17 protein-coding genes and 1 pseudogene are annotated in these 16,022 nt (G+C 62.6%); 7 read left to right on the top strand and 11 right to left on the bottom strand.

Annotated elements, in window-relative coordinates:
• The first annotated feature begins 793 nt into the window (after positions 1 to 793).
• From ASG11_RS18620 to ASG11_RS04605, 3 genes are read left to right on the top strand one after another with little or no spacing between them, the layout of a single operon-like run.
• A complete protein-coding gene (locus ASG11_RS18620) occupies positions 794 to 961 on the top strand; it encodes a hypothetical protein (RefSeq protein ID WP_156363646.1) in 168 nt (55 codons plus the stop codon).
• A 34-nt stretch (positions 962 to 995) separates the two neighbouring features.
• Complete coding sequence (locus tag ASG11_RS04610; protein ID WP_055780284.1) at positions 996 to 1,433, top strand: DUF1810 domain-containing protein; 438 nt, start codon at positions 996 to 998, stop codon at positions 1,431 to 1,433.
• A 12-nt stretch (positions 1,434 to 1,445) separates the two neighbouring features.
• Complete coding sequence (locus ASG11_RS04605) at positions 1,446 to 1,772, top strand: hypothetical protein (protein WP_201781275.1); 327 nt, start codon at positions 1,446 to 1,448, stop codon at positions 1,770 to 1,772.
• On the opposite strand, the gene ASG11_RS04600 is transcribed toward ASG11_RS04605, so the two are convergent.
• Positions 1,769 to 2,485 carry an IS6 family transposase gene (locus ASG11_RS04600; protein WP_055775750.1) on the bottom strand — a complete coding sequence of 239 codons (717 nt, stop codon included), beginning with the start codon at positions 2,483 to 2,485 and terminating at the stop codon, positions 1,769 to 1,771. The genes ASG11_RS04605 and ASG11_RS04600 overlap by 4 nt on opposite strands.
• Before the next feature lie 92 nt (positions 2,486 to 2,577).
• On the opposite strand from ASG11_RS04600, the gene ASG11_RS18615 reads away from it, so the two are divergent.
• The 3 genes from ASG11_RS18615 to ASG11_RS18610 all read left to right on the top strand — a co-directional run bounded on the left by ASG11_RS18615 (position 2,578) and on the right by ASG11_RS18610 (position 4,235).
• Complete coding sequence (locus ASG11_RS18615) at positions 2,578 to 2,826, top strand: DUF6894 family protein (RefSeq protein WP_156363645.1); 249 nt, start codon at positions 2,578 to 2,580, stop codon at positions 2,824 to 2,826.
• A 278-nt stretch (positions 2,827 to 3,104) separates the two neighbouring features.
• Positions 3,105 to 3,302 carry a hypothetical protein gene (locus tag ASG11_RS04595; RefSeq protein ID WP_055775747.1) on the top strand — a complete coding sequence of 66 codons (198 nt, stop codon included), beginning with the start codon at positions 3,105 to 3,107 and terminating at the stop codon, positions 3,300 to 3,302.
• A 750-nt stretch (positions 3,303 to 4,052) separates the two neighbouring features.
• Positions 4,053 to 4,235, top strand: coding sequence for a hypothetical protein (locus ASG11_RS18610; protein ID WP_156363644.1), 183 nt, complete (start codon positions 4,053 to 4,055; stop codon positions 4,233 to 4,235).
• A gap of 119 nt (positions 4,236 to 4,354) precedes the next feature.
• Here ASG11_RS18610 and ASG11_RS19450 read toward each other — a convergent pair.
• From ASG11_RS19450 to ASG11_RS04570, 6 genes and pseudogenes are all read right to left on the bottom strand, one after another.
• Positions 4,355 to 4,616 (bottom strand): annotated as a pseudogene (locus ASG11_RS19450) (DDE-type integrase/transposase/recombinase); the annotation flags it as partial.
• Positions 4,617 to 4,665: 49 nt separating this feature from the next.
• Complete coding sequence (locus ASG11_RS04590; RefSeq protein WP_055775744.1) at positions 4,666 to 5,163, bottom strand: nuclear transport factor 2 family protein; 498 nt, start codon at positions 5,161 to 5,163, stop codon at positions 4,666 to 4,668.
• Positions 5,164 to 5,180: 17 nt separating this feature from the next.
• Positions 5,181 to 6,185 carry an NAD(P)-dependent oxidoreductase gene (locus tag ASG11_RS04585; protein ID WP_055775741.1) on the bottom strand — a complete coding sequence of 335 codons (1,005 nt, stop codon included), beginning with the start codon at positions 6,183 to 6,185 and terminating at the stop codon, positions 5,181 to 5,183.
• Positions 6,186 to 6,199: 14 nt separating this feature from the next.
• Positions 6,200 to 7,384, bottom strand: coding sequence for an acyl-CoA dehydrogenase (locus ASG11_RS04580; RefSeq protein ID WP_055775738.1), 1,185 nt, complete (start codon positions 7,382 to 7,384; stop codon positions 6,200 to 6,202).
• On the bottom strand, positions 7,381 to 8,163 hold the full coding sequence (locus tag ASG11_RS04575; protein WP_055780281.1) for a class II aldolase/adducin family protein: 783 nt from the start codon (positions 8,161 to 8,163) through the stop codon (positions 7,381 to 7,383). The genes ASG11_RS04580 and ASG11_RS04575 overlap by 4 nt, the downstream gene beginning before the upstream one ends.
• A gap of 149 nt (positions 8,164 to 8,312) precedes the next feature.
• The gene (locus ASG11_RS04570) at positions 8,313 to 9,440 is read right to left on the bottom strand and encodes an acyl-CoA dehydrogenase family protein (protein WP_055780278.1); all 1,128 of its coding nucleotides are present in this window, start codon (positions 9,438 to 9,440) and stop codon (positions 8,313 to 8,315) included.
• Between the two features lie 227 nt (positions 9,441 to 9,667).
• On the opposite strand from ASG11_RS04570, the gene ASG11_RS04565 reads away from it, so the two are divergent.
• Complete coding sequence (locus ASG11_RS04565) at positions 9,668 to 10,477, top strand: IclR family transcriptional regulator (protein ID WP_082472585.1); 810 nt, start codon at positions 9,668 to 9,670, stop codon at positions 10,475 to 10,477.
• Between the two features lie 299 nt (positions 10,478 to 10,776).
• Here ASG11_RS04565 and ASG11_RS04560 read toward each other — a convergent pair whose 3' ends face one another.
• The 4 genes from ASG11_RS04560 to ASG11_RS04545 form a co-directional block, all read right to left on the bottom strand.
• Entirely contained in the window at positions 10,777 to 11,883 is a 1,107-nt protein-coding gene (locus tag ASG11_RS04560) for an NADH:flavin oxidoreductase (RefSeq protein ID WP_055775735.1), read from the bottom strand.
• Positions 11,883 to 13,490, bottom strand: coding sequence for an acyl-CoA synthetase (locus tag ASG11_RS04555; protein ID WP_055775732.1), 1,608 nt, complete (start codon positions 13,488 to 13,490; stop codon positions 11,883 to 11,885). The genes ASG11_RS04560 and ASG11_RS04555 overlap by 1 nt, the downstream gene beginning before the upstream one ends.
• A gap of 132 nt (positions 13,491 to 13,622) precedes the next feature.
• Positions 13,623 to 15,248, bottom strand: a complete 1,626-nt coding sequence (locus ASG11_RS04550) for a serine hydrolase (RefSeq protein WP_055775728.1) — start codon at positions 15,246 to 15,248, stop codon at positions 13,623 to 13,625.
• 15 nt (positions 15,249 to 15,263) lie between these two features.
• Complete coding sequence (locus ASG11_RS04545) at positions 15,264 to 15,998, bottom strand: SDR family NAD(P)-dependent oxidoreductase (protein ID WP_168371695.1); 735 nt, start codon at positions 15,996 to 15,998, stop codon at positions 15,264 to 15,266.
• Positions 15,999 to 16,022 lie beyond the last annotated feature (24 nt).

The following is a 16,022-nucleotide window of genomic DNA, read 5'->3' as shown; positions in this document are numbered from 1 at the left end:
TGCTNGCAGTAAACGCGCTTCTGCTAACTCGCTTTGAAAAGGCACTTGCGACCGCTCAGCCTAAGGCCGACACGGTGGTCGACCCAGTCCAGTGACCGTCTGCTTACCACCAGACCCGGTCATAGCGGGTCTGCTTCGGCGTTCCCGATAGCGGAGGTTCGGCTAGTGCATTACTGTGCAATCCGATGAGATACAGGATCATAGCTGCGGCGATGATGTTGTGCGTTTTCGCATTGCCGAGCAGCGCTAGCACGTCGGAGGCGGCGACCAAAAGTGCGGTCCCGCCGGGCTTCCGTTCGACGATGCGACCGGCTTTCTAAACGGTTACTCCCTTCGTTCGCCGGTTAGCGGTGACTTTTTTTGGTACGGCGCACCGGTCGATCAGATGGTTCTCAGGACCTATCTCGCGCCATGGGCGGCTTTGCCTCACAGCGCGGGCCGGCACTTCGTAGCGTTCGAGCCGGGTACCCGGCAGGCTCGCGTGGGATAGGTCCGAAGACAAGTCATCGCCTGCGGTCTGTGTAGACAGCGCCGTTGTGTGAAGGTGGCTGAATATGAAAAGGCCGGTTGTGGTCTGACGGCTTTTGCCGTCTCGTGCTTCAAAGCGGACAGACGCTTTCCGCCAGAAAGGCCGACGTTCAACCCTTTTCCGACACCGTGGACCCCAGATTGACTCGTTGCCTCGAGTGAGCCGCGCCTTAGCCTGAACGTGCGTGATTTGGGTCGGCAGCTTGACGAGCCACAATCGGAGTAAGTAATTGAGCCCGCACCGTAACTGTATGTGGGGACCGGAATGTTCGACGATCAGGATCGCGCGTATTTTGCTCGGCGGGCGCACGAATGCCGTGAGAAAGAGGCCGCCGCCACTGACGTGGCGATCAGCCGGATTCACCGCGAAATGGCTGAGGAGTACGAACGGCGGGCTCGCGGTGAAGAGCCGAAGAGTGTAGCCCGCCCCTAGTACTAACGGCGCAACTCGCCCGCCCGGAGCAATGATGGCCGACCCATACGATCTCCGCCGATTTGTCGCGGCCCAGGCGGACATCTATCCCACGGCCCTGAGCGAAATTCGCCGAGGCGCCAAGCGCTCGCACTGGATGTGGTTCATCTTTCCGCAGATCGCGGGGCTAGGACATAGCGAGATGTCGCGGCGTTACGCGCTCGCCTCGCTCGCCGAGGCGCGGGCTTATCTCGGCCATGGCCTGCTGGGGCCAAGGCTGCGCGAATGCGTGATCGCGCTTCAGGACCTGGTCGGCACTACAGCGGAGCGGGTTTTTGGAGACGTCGATGCCGCCAAGCTGCGCTCGTCCCTCACTCTGTTCGAGGCCGCCGCACAGGATCCGCTTTACTCAGCCGCGCTCGACCGCTGGTTCGCAGGTCAGCGCGATCAGCGAACTCTCGATCTGCTAGCTTCGAGCACGCCAGCGCCCTAAACAGCGAGGACAATGCTCGACCTGTTCGACACACCGATCTTGCCTGGTCTTCAATCGATGGATGCGTTTGTCTCCGAGCGGGAAGCCCCAGCGCTGATCGCCGCGATCGACGCCGCCCCGCTGTCGCCGTTCCGCTTTCAGGGCTGGCTCGGCAAGCGGCTGACCCAAAGCTTCGGCTGGCACTATGATTTCGACAACGGGAGCTTCGCGGCGGTCGAGCCGATCCCGGCCTGGCTCGAGCCGCTGCGTATCCGCGCGGAGGACTTTGCCGGGTGCTGTCAGTCTAATGCGAACTGCTCTCCACACGATGCAATTCGGTCATTGAGCGCGATCGCCTAGCTCGCGATGTTGCTCCACTCAGCCAGTGCGGCTGAGCGGCGTTCCTTGTAGGTCTGGCGGTCGACGAGATGGCGTTCGAGATTGAAGTGGTTGTGGACGTTGGCATGCACGCTGGCGAACTTTTGTAGCGTCTTCATTCGCCTAAATCGTAGCATCGCCCGCTCTCGTCGTCGGAACGGCAGATGGCTGTTCTCCACCCGGTTGTTAGCCCAACGTCCGACCTCCTGCTTGTCGGTGTTACCAAGCTCTTTCATGGCTGCGCGATAGGAGCGCAAGCCGTCGGTCGTGATTGCCTCCGGGCTGCCGTGACGCTTTAGCGCCTTCTTCATAAAGCAAAGCGCTGCATCCTTATCGCGGGTCCTGGTGATGTAACTCTCAAGAATCTCGCCCTCGTGATCGACCGCCCGCCAGAGATAGACCATCTCGCCATTCAACTTCACGTACATCTCATCGAGATGCCAGCGCCAGTGACGAAACCCCCGCATGCGCGAGACGCGCTGGCGACGAATATCGCCGGCGAACATTGGCCCGAACCGGTTCCACCACATCCGTACCGTCTCGTGGCAGATGTCGATGCCGCGCTCGAACAGCAGGTCCTCCACATTGCGCAGCGACAGTGGGAAACGGACATACATCATCACCACCAGGCGGATCACCTCGGGCGATGAGTTGAAATAACGGAACGGGCTGGCAGGCTTGCGGGGGCGGGGCATGCCAACCGCCCTACCCCGCCCCCGCCTAACGTTTGGTGCATTTGGTCTGACAGAGCCAGCGTTTGTGTTCTCGCCGACAGCGTGGATTATTCATGTCCGTATACCACTTCGCTATCGCCGATCGATTTCCGCCCCAGGCTGCGGAGGCAGTTGAACTGCCAACTTTGGGGTTGGCACGGGTACATGCCTTACGCTTCGCTGCTCAAATTTTGAGTGATCAGCTTCCAGCTTTCTGGGATGCTGATGAATGGGTTCTCACCGTTAGCAACGAAGATCATCTAGCGCTTTTCACAATCACCATCATGACTTCGAACACGTCGGCCACGATGGGATATGGTTGAAACCCTAAGGCCCGTTGCGAACTGGTCGTGATGCGGCGCTAATGCCCCGGGGGCCGAAAGGGAGTCGTTCCCCCCGGGGCATGCCGAGCTTGGAGTGACCCGACTTCCCGAAAACGCAGTTTAATCCGGCCCGTTCCATCGGTGGATTGTGCTTATCCAAGATTGTTGCGCCGCCGCCGGTCGCGCTGTGAACCTCAATGGCGGTCGGAGCGTTGGCTGTGGGAATTACAAGATTGCTCCGAGATAATCTGCATTAGCGATTGTTTTGAGGACACGTGATGGTCTGGGCCGCACAAAAGGCTGCACGGGAGAGAGCGAAGCAGCTTCTCATTCTAGCGCTTGCCTTGCTGCCTACTCAGAACGATCTGGTGGCTTCAGAAATCCGCGCGGCGATAGAAATGATCAACGACAGTATGGTGGCTCGCGATCCGCAACAGATCGATTTGAAAGCTGCGGATGACGATGGTTCCACATAAGGCCAATGGTGAACGCCTTAAAGTGGTCCGAGCCTAATGTTTACTCCGGTGATTGCCTGCTCGATATGAGCTCCGACCAGATGCTGCTCTTCTCGATCGGCCAGTTCGAGCGCACTCTCGAGCAATAGTCTGATGGCGAGCAATCCATCTCGGCGAGGATCGTCATCCTTCATAACTTTAAGCCCTAACCTGACACCTAACATAGATTAGTTATGTTAGAAATCAGGAGCCTAAACGGCTTTCCTCAGTCAGCAAGGCGCGCAGTCCGCAAGATCGGGCGACCCATCGTCGATTTCATGTCATCCACCGCATTTGCCTTTGAAGCCTCGAAAATGTGCGCACCCGCGTCGCGGGCTTTGCGATTTATAGTCGAGGAGGCTTACAAGGACCGAGCCCGGAGACGGGTGCGGGATGTCCAGCCGGGCCGTCTGGACATGATGGGTGCTGACACTCGTCGGCTCTGCCGGTTCCTACCCGGCACCACCCGTAGGCTGTCCGCCCGCGAATAGCATCGGACCCCCGACATTCGCGGGCGGACACCACATAGAAAATTGATCAAAGAATAGGGCTAGGCTGAAAATTCGCTTTCAATCGAACGAGCGCAAAAGGCCGATTGGCAGAGCGTAGTCTGAAGCCTCATCGGTTTCGTATTAATTTTAACGCCGATTTCGCGAAAACGAATTATCGACGGGCGGTTATCGACACGTGGCAACGCGGCATTCTTCGAATGTGGGGAAGCGGAGAGACGGCATGAGAACTATGAAAAGCGCCCTGCTCGCAGCGTCTGTCGCAGGTATCGGGCTGTCTGCCGCGACCGCAGCCAATGTGGCGACTTACCTCCTGACCTATAATATCGGCGCTTCTGCGTTTATCGGCACCGTCACGACGACCTATACGGCCAATGCAGATGGATTTTTCACTATCATTGGATGACGGGAACGCGCGATGGTCAGGCAGTGTCGTTGCTGCCGATTGGAAGCATCGGCGGGGTGCTGTCCGAATAATGCGAACCCCTTTTCCCAGGATGCAATTCTGTTTTTGATCGCGTCGACCTAGCTCGCGATTTTGCTCCACTCAGTCATCGCGGCTGAGCGGCATTCCTCGTAGGTTTGGCGGTCGACGAGATGGCGTTCGAGGTTAAAGTGATTGTGGACATTGGCGTGCACGCTGGCGAGCTTCCGTAACGTCTTAATCAGTCTGAACCGGAGCATCGCTCTCTCGCGTCTTCGGAATGACGGGTGGACTGTTCTCGACCCGGTTGTTGGCCCAGCGCCCGACCTCGCGCTTCTCGGTATTGCCGAGTTCGTTCGTCGCCGGAAGCGCAGCGCGGCGTCCTTATCGGGAGATTTCGTGATGTAGCTTTCTAGCGAACATAGGAATAGTCCGATGCGTCCCGGCGGCTGGGCTGCAACAGCGCAAGGTTCAGCCAGCTGCCCTCGATCGTTTCTATCTTTTCCGAATCCGCAATCACCACGCGTTTGGCGATGCGCCATTCGCCGTCGCGCCGCTCCATCCGGTCGACATAGCGGACGTTAACGATCAGGTCCGCTGCGGGCTGATCGGCACTCGCGGCGCGGCGGTGAAAAACCACGGCATAATGTTCTGCCCATGCGGTGTCGCCAGTCACCTCGACCAGCTGGTTGCCAGTGAAATGCGCGGTACTCTCGAACTTTGTCATGCCGACCGAAACCCAGTCGATAAACCCTTCTATGCCGCCGCTGTAGCTGCCATGCTCGTCGGTTGCTTCAGGGTGATAGCAGGACCGGACCAGATCCCAGTCCATGCGATCGACCCCGCGGCAATAGCGCAGGTGCACCTTGCGGATCAGCGCTTCGTCGATGAATGTCTGCACGTCCTGCATTGGCTCTCTCCTTCGGATTATATTCTGGCGGATGGTTTAGCGCAGCGCGCGCGCCACGCGGGCACCGCATCGGGATTAACCAGCGACAGCGGCGGATCACCGCGTAGGACTCGGCGGATGCTGTCAAGCGCATGAAGCGGCAGGCGCTGCATCGTATCCACGCTATGGCCAATGGCATGTGGGGTCAGGATCGCATCCGGGAGCGCGCGGATCGGTGCGTCCGGCGGCAGGGGTTCCTGTTCAAACACGTCGAGCGCGAGCCAGCCGAGCCGACCGGCCTGCGCGGCCGCTACCAGTGCATCCTCGTCGATCAGGCCACCGCGCGCGGTGTTGACGACGATCGCGCCGGGTTTGATCCGCGCGATCATGTCGGCGTTGATCAGGTGGCGGCTGTCGGGGCCGAGCGACGCGAGCAGCACGACGGCATCGCTGACGGCCAGCAGATCGGGTAGTGCCACGGCCTCCGCGCATTGCGGCAACGGCGCGCGCAATCGCGGAGCGTGGACCAGCATCCGGCAGCCGAAGGGCACAAGGCGGATCGCTACCTCCTGCGCGATGCGGCCATAGCCGACGATGCCCACGGTCATCGCCCGGAGCAACCGGCCGCGCGCGAGCGGCGTCGGCCAGGCCCCATCTGCCATTGCGGCGGTGGCGGCGGGAAGCTGATAGGCGGCGGCGAGCAGCATCAGGACGGTGCCTTCCGCCATGCTCTCGACGCTTTCTGGGATCTGACCATTGCCGATCACTATCCCCCGCGCGGTTGCGGCGGCACGATCAAATCCCTCGATGCCGATATAGGGGGAGACGATACCGCTCAGGCCCGGCAGACGTGCCAGCAGCGCATCGTCCACTACCATCGTGCCGGGCGCGAACAGCACCTGGATAGCGGCGAGCTTGGCATCGTCCTTCGCCAGCATGTCCGCCCGCCCGTCAAAAAGGCGGGCCGGAACGCCTTCTTTTTCCAGCGTATCGACGACCAGCCGGTTCAGGCGTGGATCCTGCCGCATCACGGCAACCTTCACGGGCGCCTCCCCGGTCAGAATGCGGCGATTCCGGTGATCGCGCGACCGAGGATCAGAGCGTGGACGTCGTGTGCGCCTTCGTAGGTGTTGACGGTTTCAAGATTCATCATGTGGCGCATGACCTGATATTCGCCGCTGATGCCGTTGCCGCCGTGCATGTCGCGCGCCTGACGGGCGATATCGAGCGCCTTGCCGACATTGTTGCGCTTCACGATCGAGATCATTTCCGGCGCGAAGCGGCCTTGGTTCATCAGGCGGCCGACGCGCAGCGACGCTTGCAGGCCCAAAGCGATCTCGGTCTGCATTTCGGCAAGCTTCTTCTGATAGAGCTGGTTGGCGGCAAGTGGCTTACCGAACTGGTGGCGATCAAGGCCGTATTGGCGCGCGGCGTGCATGCAAAATTCGGCCGCGCCCAGGCTGCCCCAGCTGATACCATAGCGTGCGCGGTTGAGGCAGCCGAACGGACCCTTCAGCCCCTGCACGTCGGGCAGAAGCGCGTCCTCGCCGACCTCGACTTCGTCCATCATGATCATGCCGGTGATCGAGGCGCGCAAGCTGAGCTTGCCTTCGATCTTGGGCGTGGCGAGGCCTTTCATGCCCTTTTCGAGGATGAAGCCGCGGATGCCGCCGCCATGCGCGTCGCTCTTGGCCCAGACGACGAACACGTCGGCGATCGGCGCGTTGCTGATCCAGGTCTTGGCGCCGGAGATGACGTAGCCGTCAGCGGTCTTCTTCGCCCGCGTCGTCATGCCGCCGGGGTCTGAGCCGGCGTCCGGCTCGGTCAGGCCGAAGCATCCGATATACTCGCCGCTGGCGAGCTTCGGCAGATACTTCATCTTCTGCTCTTCCGAGCCGTAAGCGTAGATCGGGTACATCACGAGGCTGGACTGGACGCTCATCATCGAGCGGTAGCCGGAATCGATCCGCTCGACCTCGCGGGCGACGAGGCCATAGGCGACATAGGACGCGCCGACGCCGCCATATCGTTCGGGCACGGTAGGGCCGAGCAGACCGAGTTCACCCATTTCGCGGAAGATCGACACGTCGGTCGTTTCGTTGGCGAAGGCATCGATGATGCGCGGCGCGAGCTTTTCCTGGGCATAAGCGCGCGCGGTATCGCGGATCATGCGCTCGTCGTCCTCGAGCTGGTCGTCAAAGAGGAAGGGGTCTGCCCAGTCGAATTGGCCCATGCCGGTCATTTGTCATACCCCGGCAACGCGCGATCGAGCTTGCGCAGGCATGCCGCCCAGGAATGCCGGCCGCCGATCAGGTTGCGCCCCGTCACCTGCCGCCGCACCTCCTCCTGCGATTCCGCAGGCGCGATCAGCACTTCAGCATGGCCTGCGGACAAGGCCTGGATCTGGACCGCGCAGGCGCGTTCGAGATAATGCATGCCGCTCCAGCAATTGGCGGCGGTGTCACCGACCGCGAGCGTGCCGTGATTGCGCAACAGCATCAGTGTCTTCCCGCCCAGATCGGCGGCGAGCCTGTCCCGTTCCGCCTCGTGCAGCGCGATCCCCTCATATCCATGATAGGCCAGATGCGGCAGGACCATCAACGCGTGTTGGGACAAGGGCATCAACCCCTGTTTCTGGCACGCGACCGCGATGCCAGTATCTGTGTGCAGGTGCATCACGAAGTGAGCGTCCTCACGTGCGGCGTGAATCGCGGAATGGATCATGAAACCGGCGCGGTTGACAGGATAATTGGTGTCCTGGAGGATGCAGCCGTCATGATCGATCCGCACCAGCGACGATGCTGTGATCTCCTCGAAGAACAGGCCGTAGGGATTGATGAGGAATTCCCCATCTGTCCCCGGGATACGTGCGGAGATGTGCGTGTAGATCATGTCGTCCCAGCCGCGCAGCGCGACGAGGCGGTACAGCGCCGCCAAATCGACCCGCGCCTGCCATTCCGCCGGCGCGACCTGATCCTCCAGCGAAGGAATGGCCTTCAGCGTCGGGGTGCGGCTTTTCATCGTATCGACCATCGGGTTCGCAACCTTTTCTTGCCCGGACGGCCCGGCGTGCCGGCCATTCGACGTGACGGCATCGATGGCCAAAGCCGGGCCGAAATGTCGCTATCTATCGTTGCACGGGGCACTTTTTTGCATGTGTAATTCCGCGCTCAAGCGGCCAGATCGAACGCTTCGGCAAAGCGCGCGCGGTGATAGGCGGCGTTGCCGTATGCGAGATCGAGCATCATCTGGCGCTTGAGGTGATGGCTTACGATCAGCTCCGCGCTGACCCCCACGCCGCCGTGCAACTGAATCGATTGCCGCGCGACGAACAATCCGCACTGCCCGACCCGCGCCTTCGCGGCGGACACAGCTTGTCGTCGCGTGGCCGGATCGGCCCGCAGCTTCGCGGTCGCATGATAGACCATAGATCGCGCTTCCTCGCATGCAGTGTCGATATCGACCATGCGGTGCTGGAGCACTTGAAACGATCCGATCGGCTTGCCGAACTGCTGCCGAGTCTTGATGTAATCAAGCGCGACGGCGCTGACCGCGTCCATCGACCCCAGGGCCTCGGCGAGATGTGCCACGATCGCGCGGTCCACCGCCGCCTCTAGCCGGGGCAACCCCTCCTCCGGGGGGGCGACCAGCGCATCTTTACCGACCTGCACACCGTCCAGTTTCAACCGCGCGTGGCGGTGCCCGTCGATGCTGCGGAAACGGTCGATCGCCAGCCCGGACGCATCGCGGTGGACGAGGAACAGCGAGATGCCCGCCGCATCGTCTGACAACCCAGCGATGCGCGCGGGCACCACGAACCATTCCGCATCCGCACCATCCTCGACGTGGCTCTTAACCCCGGATAGGCGGTATTCCTCGCCAACGGCTTCGGCGACCGTATCAACGCGGGCGAGGTTGAAACCGGCCTGCGGTTCGCCGAGTGCCAGAGCCGCCTGCACCCGCCCATCGGCAACGCCGGCCCGGATGTCGGCGGCAGAACCTGTCGCGGCATCCAGCAAGGCGGGCACGAGGATGCAGCGCGTGACATAGGGTTCCAGCATCAGGTGTCGCCCAAAGCCCTGCATCAGAGTCATCACATAGCCGTCATCCTCGGCGTTTGCGTCCCCCTGCCCCAACGCTGGCCAGCCCAGTCCGGCCATCTCCACCCAGCGATCCGCGACGACCTCCGGGCCGTCCTGCAACCGCTTCAAGCGCAGAGCGGAGGGATAATGGCGCGCACCGAACAGATCGACGCTGTCGCCGATCATCACCTGCTCTTCGCTTTGTTCAAAATCCATCATCCACTCCTGCCGATTATGTACGACTGATGATCGGCAGCAGTAGTCAAGGGAACCCGGAAGGCAGGCCGTATCGGGCGTATTGCATATGTGCTAAACGGTCGCCCGAAGCCGGTCCGCTCGACCGGGGAAATTATATATGAAATGTCAGGTGGACAGACAGGGATAGAAATTCCGTCCGCAGGCCGCTCCAGACCGGCCTTCATGAGAGAGGATGAGAGATCGCCATGCGCAGACCCGTCGTAAAATCGGCCTCCCGGGCACTCGAAGTGCTGGATCTCTTCAACGAACAGCGTCGTCCCCTGAAGCTTCAGGAGATTTACGAACTGCTCGATTATCCACAGTCGAGCGCCACGCATCTGATGAAGAGCATGGTCCATCTCGGTTATCTAAATTACAACCGGGCGTCGCGCACTTATGTGCCGACCTGCCGGGTGCGCAGCCTTGGGAACTGGCTGTCGAGTGCGATGTACAATCAGACGCGATATCATCGCCTTGTCGATACGTTGCAGCGCAGGACCGACGAGACGATCGCGATCTCCATGCAGAATGACCTGTTCATCCAGTATTTCATCATCAAGACGCCCGACCACGAATTCAAGATGCCGCCCAACGAGGGCAATATGCGCATCCTGACCACATCGACCTCCGGTATGGCCCTGCTCAGCCGGATGAGCGTGGCGCATGTCGACAAGATCTGCCGGCACATCAATTACTATGAATCCGACAATGGCGAGCGGGTCGACGTAACGGAAGTGCTTCGGGAATGGGCGTGGGTGAAGCAGGTCGGCTATTGCTACCGCGAGCATCAGCCCGAACACGGCACGTCATCGATCGCCTTTCCGCTGGAAGAATCGCTTTACGGCATCCCGCTCGCGCTCGGCGTCGGGGGCACGGCGGACCGGCTATCGCGCAATAAGAGCCGAATCACCGACATCGTCCGCGAGACGATCGCGGAATTCCGCGACAGCCTGTACGACGATGACGATCTGCCACCGCAACCGGTGGAGACGCGATCGCTGGAGCTGGTTCACTAGGATAGATCGACATTCAGGGTGCGTATTCGCGGCACCCAAACGTTCATCACCAGGGACGTGATCCGGGGTACAGCGCGCGGCGGGCTTTTCCGTTAGAATTTCTTCTACCCGGACTCCCGGCTTTCTGGACCGCGGATTTAGTCCGGGGAAACGGTGTGCGACTGGATTTCATTACACACCGCTGAATGTCGATCCACCCTAAGGCTCCGGCGACATCCACAGCCGCGGATGAGGCTATCAAGATCGTCAGATCGTCCGCACTATGGAAAACGGTTGTGGATCTGCCTGAGGCCCATCGATCAGGTCAGCACTTCAAGATCGGCGCGGTCGAAGCCTCGCAGTTCCACCTGCCGCCCGTCGCGCACCTTGGCGACCCAATCCGGGTCCGAGAGGAGCGCGCGGCCGATACCGACCAGATCGAAATCGCCGCGCCCCAACATCCGCTCCAGCACATCGAGCCGCGCCGCCGCCGAAGTGGTTTCGCCGCGATGCAGGCTGGCGATCATGTCGTCTTCGAGGCCAACCGATCCCACCGCCATCGTCGGTTTGCCGCTCAACTTGCGGGTCCACCCGGCCAGGCCGAGATCCGAGCCGGCGAATTCCGCGGTCCAGAAACGCCGGGTCGAACAATCGAAGATATCGACCCCCGCATCCGTCAGCGGCGCGAGGAATCGGTCCAGCTCCCCCGGGGTTTCGCACACCCGCGCATCGTAGGACTGTTCCTTGAACTGCGAAAAGCGCAGCATGATTGGGAAATCGGGACGCGTCTGGCGGCGGCATTCGCGCACCACTTCGCATGCGAAGCGCGTCCGGTCCGCCGCCTCCGCGCCGCCATAGCCGTCCTCGCGGTGGTTGGTCTGCGACCAGAAGAATCCGTCGATTAGATAGCCGTGACCGCCGTGGAGGTTTACGCCATCGCTGCCAATGTCCATCGCGGCCCGCGCCGCGCGGCCATAGGACGCGATGACCGCATCGATATCGTCCTGCGTCGCCGCTGCACCCTCAACCTTGCCGGGATAATAGATGCCCGAGGCCGACACGGTCGACAAATGGGGATTGGGAACCGCGGGATATTTGAACCGCGCGCCACCGATGTGCCAGAGTTGCGGCACGAACGCGGCACCCGCCGCCTGCACATCACGGGCGATGGCTGCCCACCGTGCGATCGCCACCGGATCGTAAATATTAGGGATGATGCTGTCCTGGATCGACACCGGATGGTCGATCGCCAGCCCTTCGGTGACGATCATGCCCACGCCGCCTTCGGCCCTGCGCCGGTAATAGCCGGCAACGTCGGACGTCGGAATGCCGCCGGGGGATTTGCGGCGTGTCATCGGCGCCATCACCGTGCGGTTGGGCAGGTGCATCGGGCCGATGGCAAGCGAATCGAAAAGGCTGTTCGGCATTATATCGCGACCTTGATGGATGAGGAGAGTCGGTCTTCGGCGAGCGCCGTTCCGCTGCGATAATCGCCCTTGCCACTGGCATGGCGCGGCACCGTATCGACGACCAGCAGGGTCTTGGGCAGTTTGTATCCCGCGAGCACCGCCTTCAGCCCGGCGCGCACCAACGCTTCGTCATAGCCGCCCGCTGCCTCGATTAGCGCGACGACCGCCTTGCCCCATTGCGGATCGGGGACGCCCAGCACCATCGCATCCTCTACGCCGGGTTGCAGCTTCAGCGCTTCCTCGATCTCTTCAGGGAAAATCTTCTCGCCGCCGCTGTTGATGCACATATTGCCGCGACCGATCAGGCGGAGCCGCCGGTCTGCGCCGCGCGCCGCCAGATCGCCCGGTATGGCATAGGTGACGCCGCCGATGACTCGGAAAGTGGCCGCTGTTTTGGCCGGATCGCCGTGATAACCCTGCGCAAACGGCGGCCGCCGTGCGAGCCAGCCTTCGCCGGGTTCGTCATCGGCGAGGATCCGGTCGGTGTCGGGATCGATGATGACGGTGGCCGGCGCGCATTCGAAATAGCCGGTCGGCGTCGATGTGGCGGCGTTGGTAATCGCATAGCCCATGCCCGATGCTTCCGACGCCCCTAATATGTCGATCAGCGTCACCTGCGGCAGCGCGCGGACTAATGCTGCCTTGATCTCTTCGCTCCACATCAGCCCGGCGGAGGAGATCACTCGCACCGGCGAAACATCCCACCGGCCGGGATTCGCCTCCAGACTGCGCGCCATCGGGCGCGCGAAAACGTCGCCGACGATCAGCAGGCGGGTAACCCCGTGCCGTGCCGCCTCGGACCACAATTCGTCGGCGTCGAAACGGTCGGACGGGAGCAACACGACGGTGCCGCCCGCGACCAGCTCGGCGGTCGAACTGTTGAGACCGGCGCCGTGCATCAGCGGGCACGCCGGCATCACGCGCCCCGGCGACGGATTGTCCCGCACCATGTTGACATGATCTTCCATCGTCGCGATCCGCGTCTTGATCGTGGGGGATTCGAGCTGGACCGCCCGGAGATCCCCGCCGCGCCATAACACGCCCTTGGGCCGCCCGGTCGTGCCGCCCGTGTAGAGCATGTAGCCGTCGTCCGGCGATCGCGCGATGCCGAGCGGGGTGCCATCCCCCGACACCAGCGCGTTATAGCCCTGCCCCGGCCCATCGATCTGCACCGCCATTCTCAACCGGGCGCAGACCGGCGCGGCGACATCGGCGAATTCGGCCTGGAAGAACAGCGCCCGCGCACCGGAATCGGACAGGACGTAATCGACTTCGCTGGTGGTGTAGCGATAGTTGATGTTCACATAGGTCAGCCGCGCCTTGAACGCCGCCACCGCGATTTCGATATATTCGGGGATGTTGCGCGCCAGCACGGCAATGCGATCGCCACAATCCAGGCCGTGCGACAGCATCGCTCTTGCCAAACTGTTGGTGCGGGCATCGAATGCCGCCCAGTCGATCACCCGATCGCCGTGGATCAACGCGGGGCGGTCGCCGGGCACGACCGCCGCCGTCGCGTCCAGCAGGTCGCCGAAATTCCACTCTGCGGCAATTGGCGCGCTCATCTCGCAGCACGGTGGCAGGAGCGCGGGGCGGGGCGGAGGCTAGTCATGCCGAACTGCCTATTTGAGCGAAAGTGTTAGCGCACGCCCGGTCGATGGTGACGCGCCAGAATTTCATATATGAGAATGCCTCGTTCAGCCGGGGGGACGCGGCGGGGCAGCACCGGCCCGGAGTGCGGCGGCATGGCCGTAGGCCGCCGTCTCGAAATCCTCCCGCAGCTCGGTCAACGCCCTATCGCCAAACGGCATCACCTGCGCCAGCAGCACACCGCATAGCCCGCTCGCCCGGTCGAGCCAGAAGAATGTACCGGCCACCCCGACCCAACTCGCGCTGCCCGCGCGGCGGCGGTGCGGAATGCCGTGCGGGTTGCGGACACCCAGGAGACTCCATTCGCCATGCAGCCCCGGCAACGGATCGAAGGGCAGGCACAGATCCGGCAGCGCGGTATCGACCCGGCCGGCGCCGAAGCCGCCCGCCTGATCCTGCCACATGCTCTCGACGGTCGCAGCCGACAGAACCCGCACCCTCTCCAGCGCGCCGCCGCCGAGCAGCATACGCAGGAAGCGGATATAGTCTCCGGCGGTGCCCGAAAGGCCAGCGCCACCGGAATGGAACTCCCAATCCTCCGCGGCCCCCGAAGGCGAGGGTATAGGCAGGAGGTCGCCGCCGGCTTGCCGCAGGTGCGTCCCCGCATGACGATGCGGCAGATCGGCGTGGATGCCGAAGCCCGTATCGGTCATGCCGAGCGGGCCGAAGATATGGTCGGCCAAATAGCGGTCGAGGGTGACACCCGCACGCCGCTCCACCGCCAGCCCGGCCCAATCGATACCGAAGCCATATTCCCACCCCTGCCCCGGATCGAACAGCAGAGGCACGGTAAGCGACGCGAGCGTTGTTGCGGGCGGCGGCCCCGCCGGCCCCCGCGCGCGCATCAGCCGCGGGTTCATGATCTCATAGCCCATGCCGGAACGGTGGGTGAGCAGATGGCGCAAGGTGATCGCGCCGCGCGCGGGCCGGTGGACGGGGCTGCCATCCGCATCGAAGCCGTCCAGCACCGGCGGATTTGCCAGTTCGGGCAGGATGTCCGAAATTGGCGCGTCCAGCGACAACCGACCCGCCTCAACCAGTTGCATCGCCGCGACGGTCGTCACCAGCTTGGTCATCGAGGCGAGCCAGAAGATCGTGTCGCGCGTCATGTCCGACGCTTCGCCCGCGACGCGAACGCCAAGGCTGCCCGCATAAAGTTCGCCATCGGCATCGGCGACGATGCCGACCAGCCCCGGGGCGACCTCGCGACCGATGCCGTCCGCCAGCACCGCGTCAATCGCCTGCAACCCGATCTGCCGGGCGATCTGCACGTTCGCGTTGCGATACAGCGTGGTGAGGAAATCCGCGATCGGGCCGGTCGGGCCATCGGCCGTGCCTTCGCTGCGCCAATGGATTTCGGTGTGCGTATCCGATGTCGGCGCGAGCCGCACGGCGCAGCGATAGCTGGTGACATGCGCGAACGGCATGTCGCCGCTGTCGAGGATGGCATATCCGAAGCGGTAGGCGATGGGGTCGCTCTCGATAAGCACTTCGTGGATTTCCAGTCCGCGCGACGACCGAATAACGCGCACCGCCCCGATGCCGTTGCCCGTCACCTCCGCACTATTGATGGTGGAAGCAAGGCGCTGGGGATTGCCGAAATCGGTCAGCACCTGCCAGATCGCGGCTGCGGGTGCCGCGATAACCTCCGTCACACTGGCGAGTTCGATCATGAGTTCATCCCGTTCTCAGGCACCGATGAAGATCCCGCCATCGACCGACAATGCCTGCCCCGTCACATAGGCGCTGTCATCGGAAGCGAAGAACAGGGCGACCTTCGCGATATCATCGGCCTCGCCAAGACGGCCGAGCGGCGCGCGCGCGCTCCATGCCGCCGCGCGCTCCGGGTCCATCAGCCCCCGGGTCATGCCGGTCATCACCGGACCCGGCAGGATGACGTTGGAGGTAATGCCGTCCGGCCCGAGTTCGAACGCCATGCTCCGCGCCAGCGCGATCATCCCCGCCTTGGCGGCGGCATAGGCGGATTGCTGCGGCACGGCGCGCCACGCCGCCATGCTGGACGTGGAAATGATCCGCCCGGCGCCCGACCCGCGCAATAACGGCAGGCAATCGCGCACGATGCGGAAGCCCGAGCGCAGCGACACGGAGAACATCGTATCCCAGAAATCGTCGGTCATTTCGGCGAACGGCATACGCCGGTCGATCGCGGCATTGTTGAACACGATATCGACCCCGCCAAACCGCTCCCGCAGCGCCTGCACGATGCGCGACGGAGAATCGTCCGCCGCCACGTCCGCCTCGAACGGCACGATCCGGTCGGTCGAGAAGGTGCAGGCGACACCCGGCAGATCGACCGCGAAAACGCGCGCGCCCTCCTGCGCGAACAGTTCGGCGGTCGCGTGCCCGATGCCCGAACCGGCACCGGTGATCAGCGCAACCCTGTCGTTCAATCTGCCAGTCATCTTATCTCTCCCGTTCAACGATTT

It is taken from the genome of Sphingomonas sp. Leaf357, assembly GCF_001423845.1.
GTDB lineage: Bacteria > Pseudomonadota > Alphaproteobacteria > Sphingomonadales > Sphingomonadaceae > Sphingomonas.
The sequence above is the reverse complement of the archived record's forward strand: the minus strand, read 5'-3'. Positions and strand labels throughout refer to the sequence as shown.

Coding starts and splice junctions, on each gene's coding strand:
- ASG11_RS18620 (WP_156363646.1), top strand. CDS start 794: ATGTTCGACGATCAGGATCGCGCGTATTTTGCTCGGCGGGCGCACGAA.
- ASG11_RS04610 (WP_055780284.1), top strand. CDS start 996: ATGGCCGACCCATACGATCTCCGCCGATTTGTCGCGGCCCAGGCGGAC.
- ASG11_RS04605 (WP_201781275.1), top strand. CDS start 1,446: ATGCTCGACCTGTTCGACACACCGATCTTGCCTGGTCTTCAATCGATG.
- ASG11_RS04600 (WP_055775750.1), bottom strand. CDS start 2,485: ATGCCCCGCCCCCGCAAGCCTGCCAGCCCGTTCCGTTATTTCAACTCA.
- ASG11_RS18615 (WP_156363645.1), top strand. CDS start 2,578: ATGTCCGTATACCACTTCGCTATCGCCGATCGATTTCCGCCCCAGGCT.
- ASG11_RS04595 (WP_055775747.1), top strand. CDS start 3,105: ATGGTCTGGGCCGCACAAAAGGCTGCACGGGAGAGAGCGAAGCAGCTT.
- ASG11_RS18610 (WP_156363644.1), top strand. CDS start 4,053: ATGAGAACTATGAAAAGCGCCCTGCTCGCAGCGTCTGTCGCAGGTATC.
- ASG11_RS04590 (WP_055775744.1), bottom strand. CDS start 5,163: ATGCAGGACGTGCAGACATTCATCGACGAAGCGCTGATCCGCAAGGTG.
- ASG11_RS04580 (WP_055775738.1), bottom strand. CDS start 7,384: ATGACCGGCATGGGCCAATTCGACTGGGCAGACCCCTTCCTCTTTGAC.
- ASG11_RS04575 (WP_055780281.1), bottom strand. CDS start 8,163: ATGAAAAGCCGCACCCCGACGCTGAAGGCCATTCCTTCGCTGGAGGAT.
- ASG11_RS04570 (WP_055780278.1), bottom strand. CDS start 9,440: ATGGATTTTGAACAAAGCGAAGAGCAGGTGATGATCGGCGACAGCGTC.
- ASG11_RS04565 (WP_082472585.1), top strand. CDS start 9,668: ATGCGCAGACCCGTCGTAAAATCGGCCTCCCGGGCACTCGAAGTGCTG.
- ASG11_RS04560 (WP_055775735.1), bottom strand. CDS start 11,883: ATGCCGAACAGCCTTTTCGATTCGCTTGCCATCGGCCCGATGCACCTG.
- ASG11_RS04555 (WP_055775732.1), bottom strand. CDS start 13,490: ATGAGCGCGCCAATTGCCGCAGAGTGGAATTTCGGCGACCTGCTGGAC.
- ASG11_RS04550 (WP_055775728.1), bottom strand. CDS start 15,248: ATGATCGAACTCGCCAGTGTGACGGAGGTTATCGCGGCACCCGCAGCC.
- ASG11_RS04545 (WP_168371695.1), bottom strand. CDS start 15,998: ATGACTGGCAGATTGAACGACAGGGTTGCGCTGATCACCGGTGCCGGT.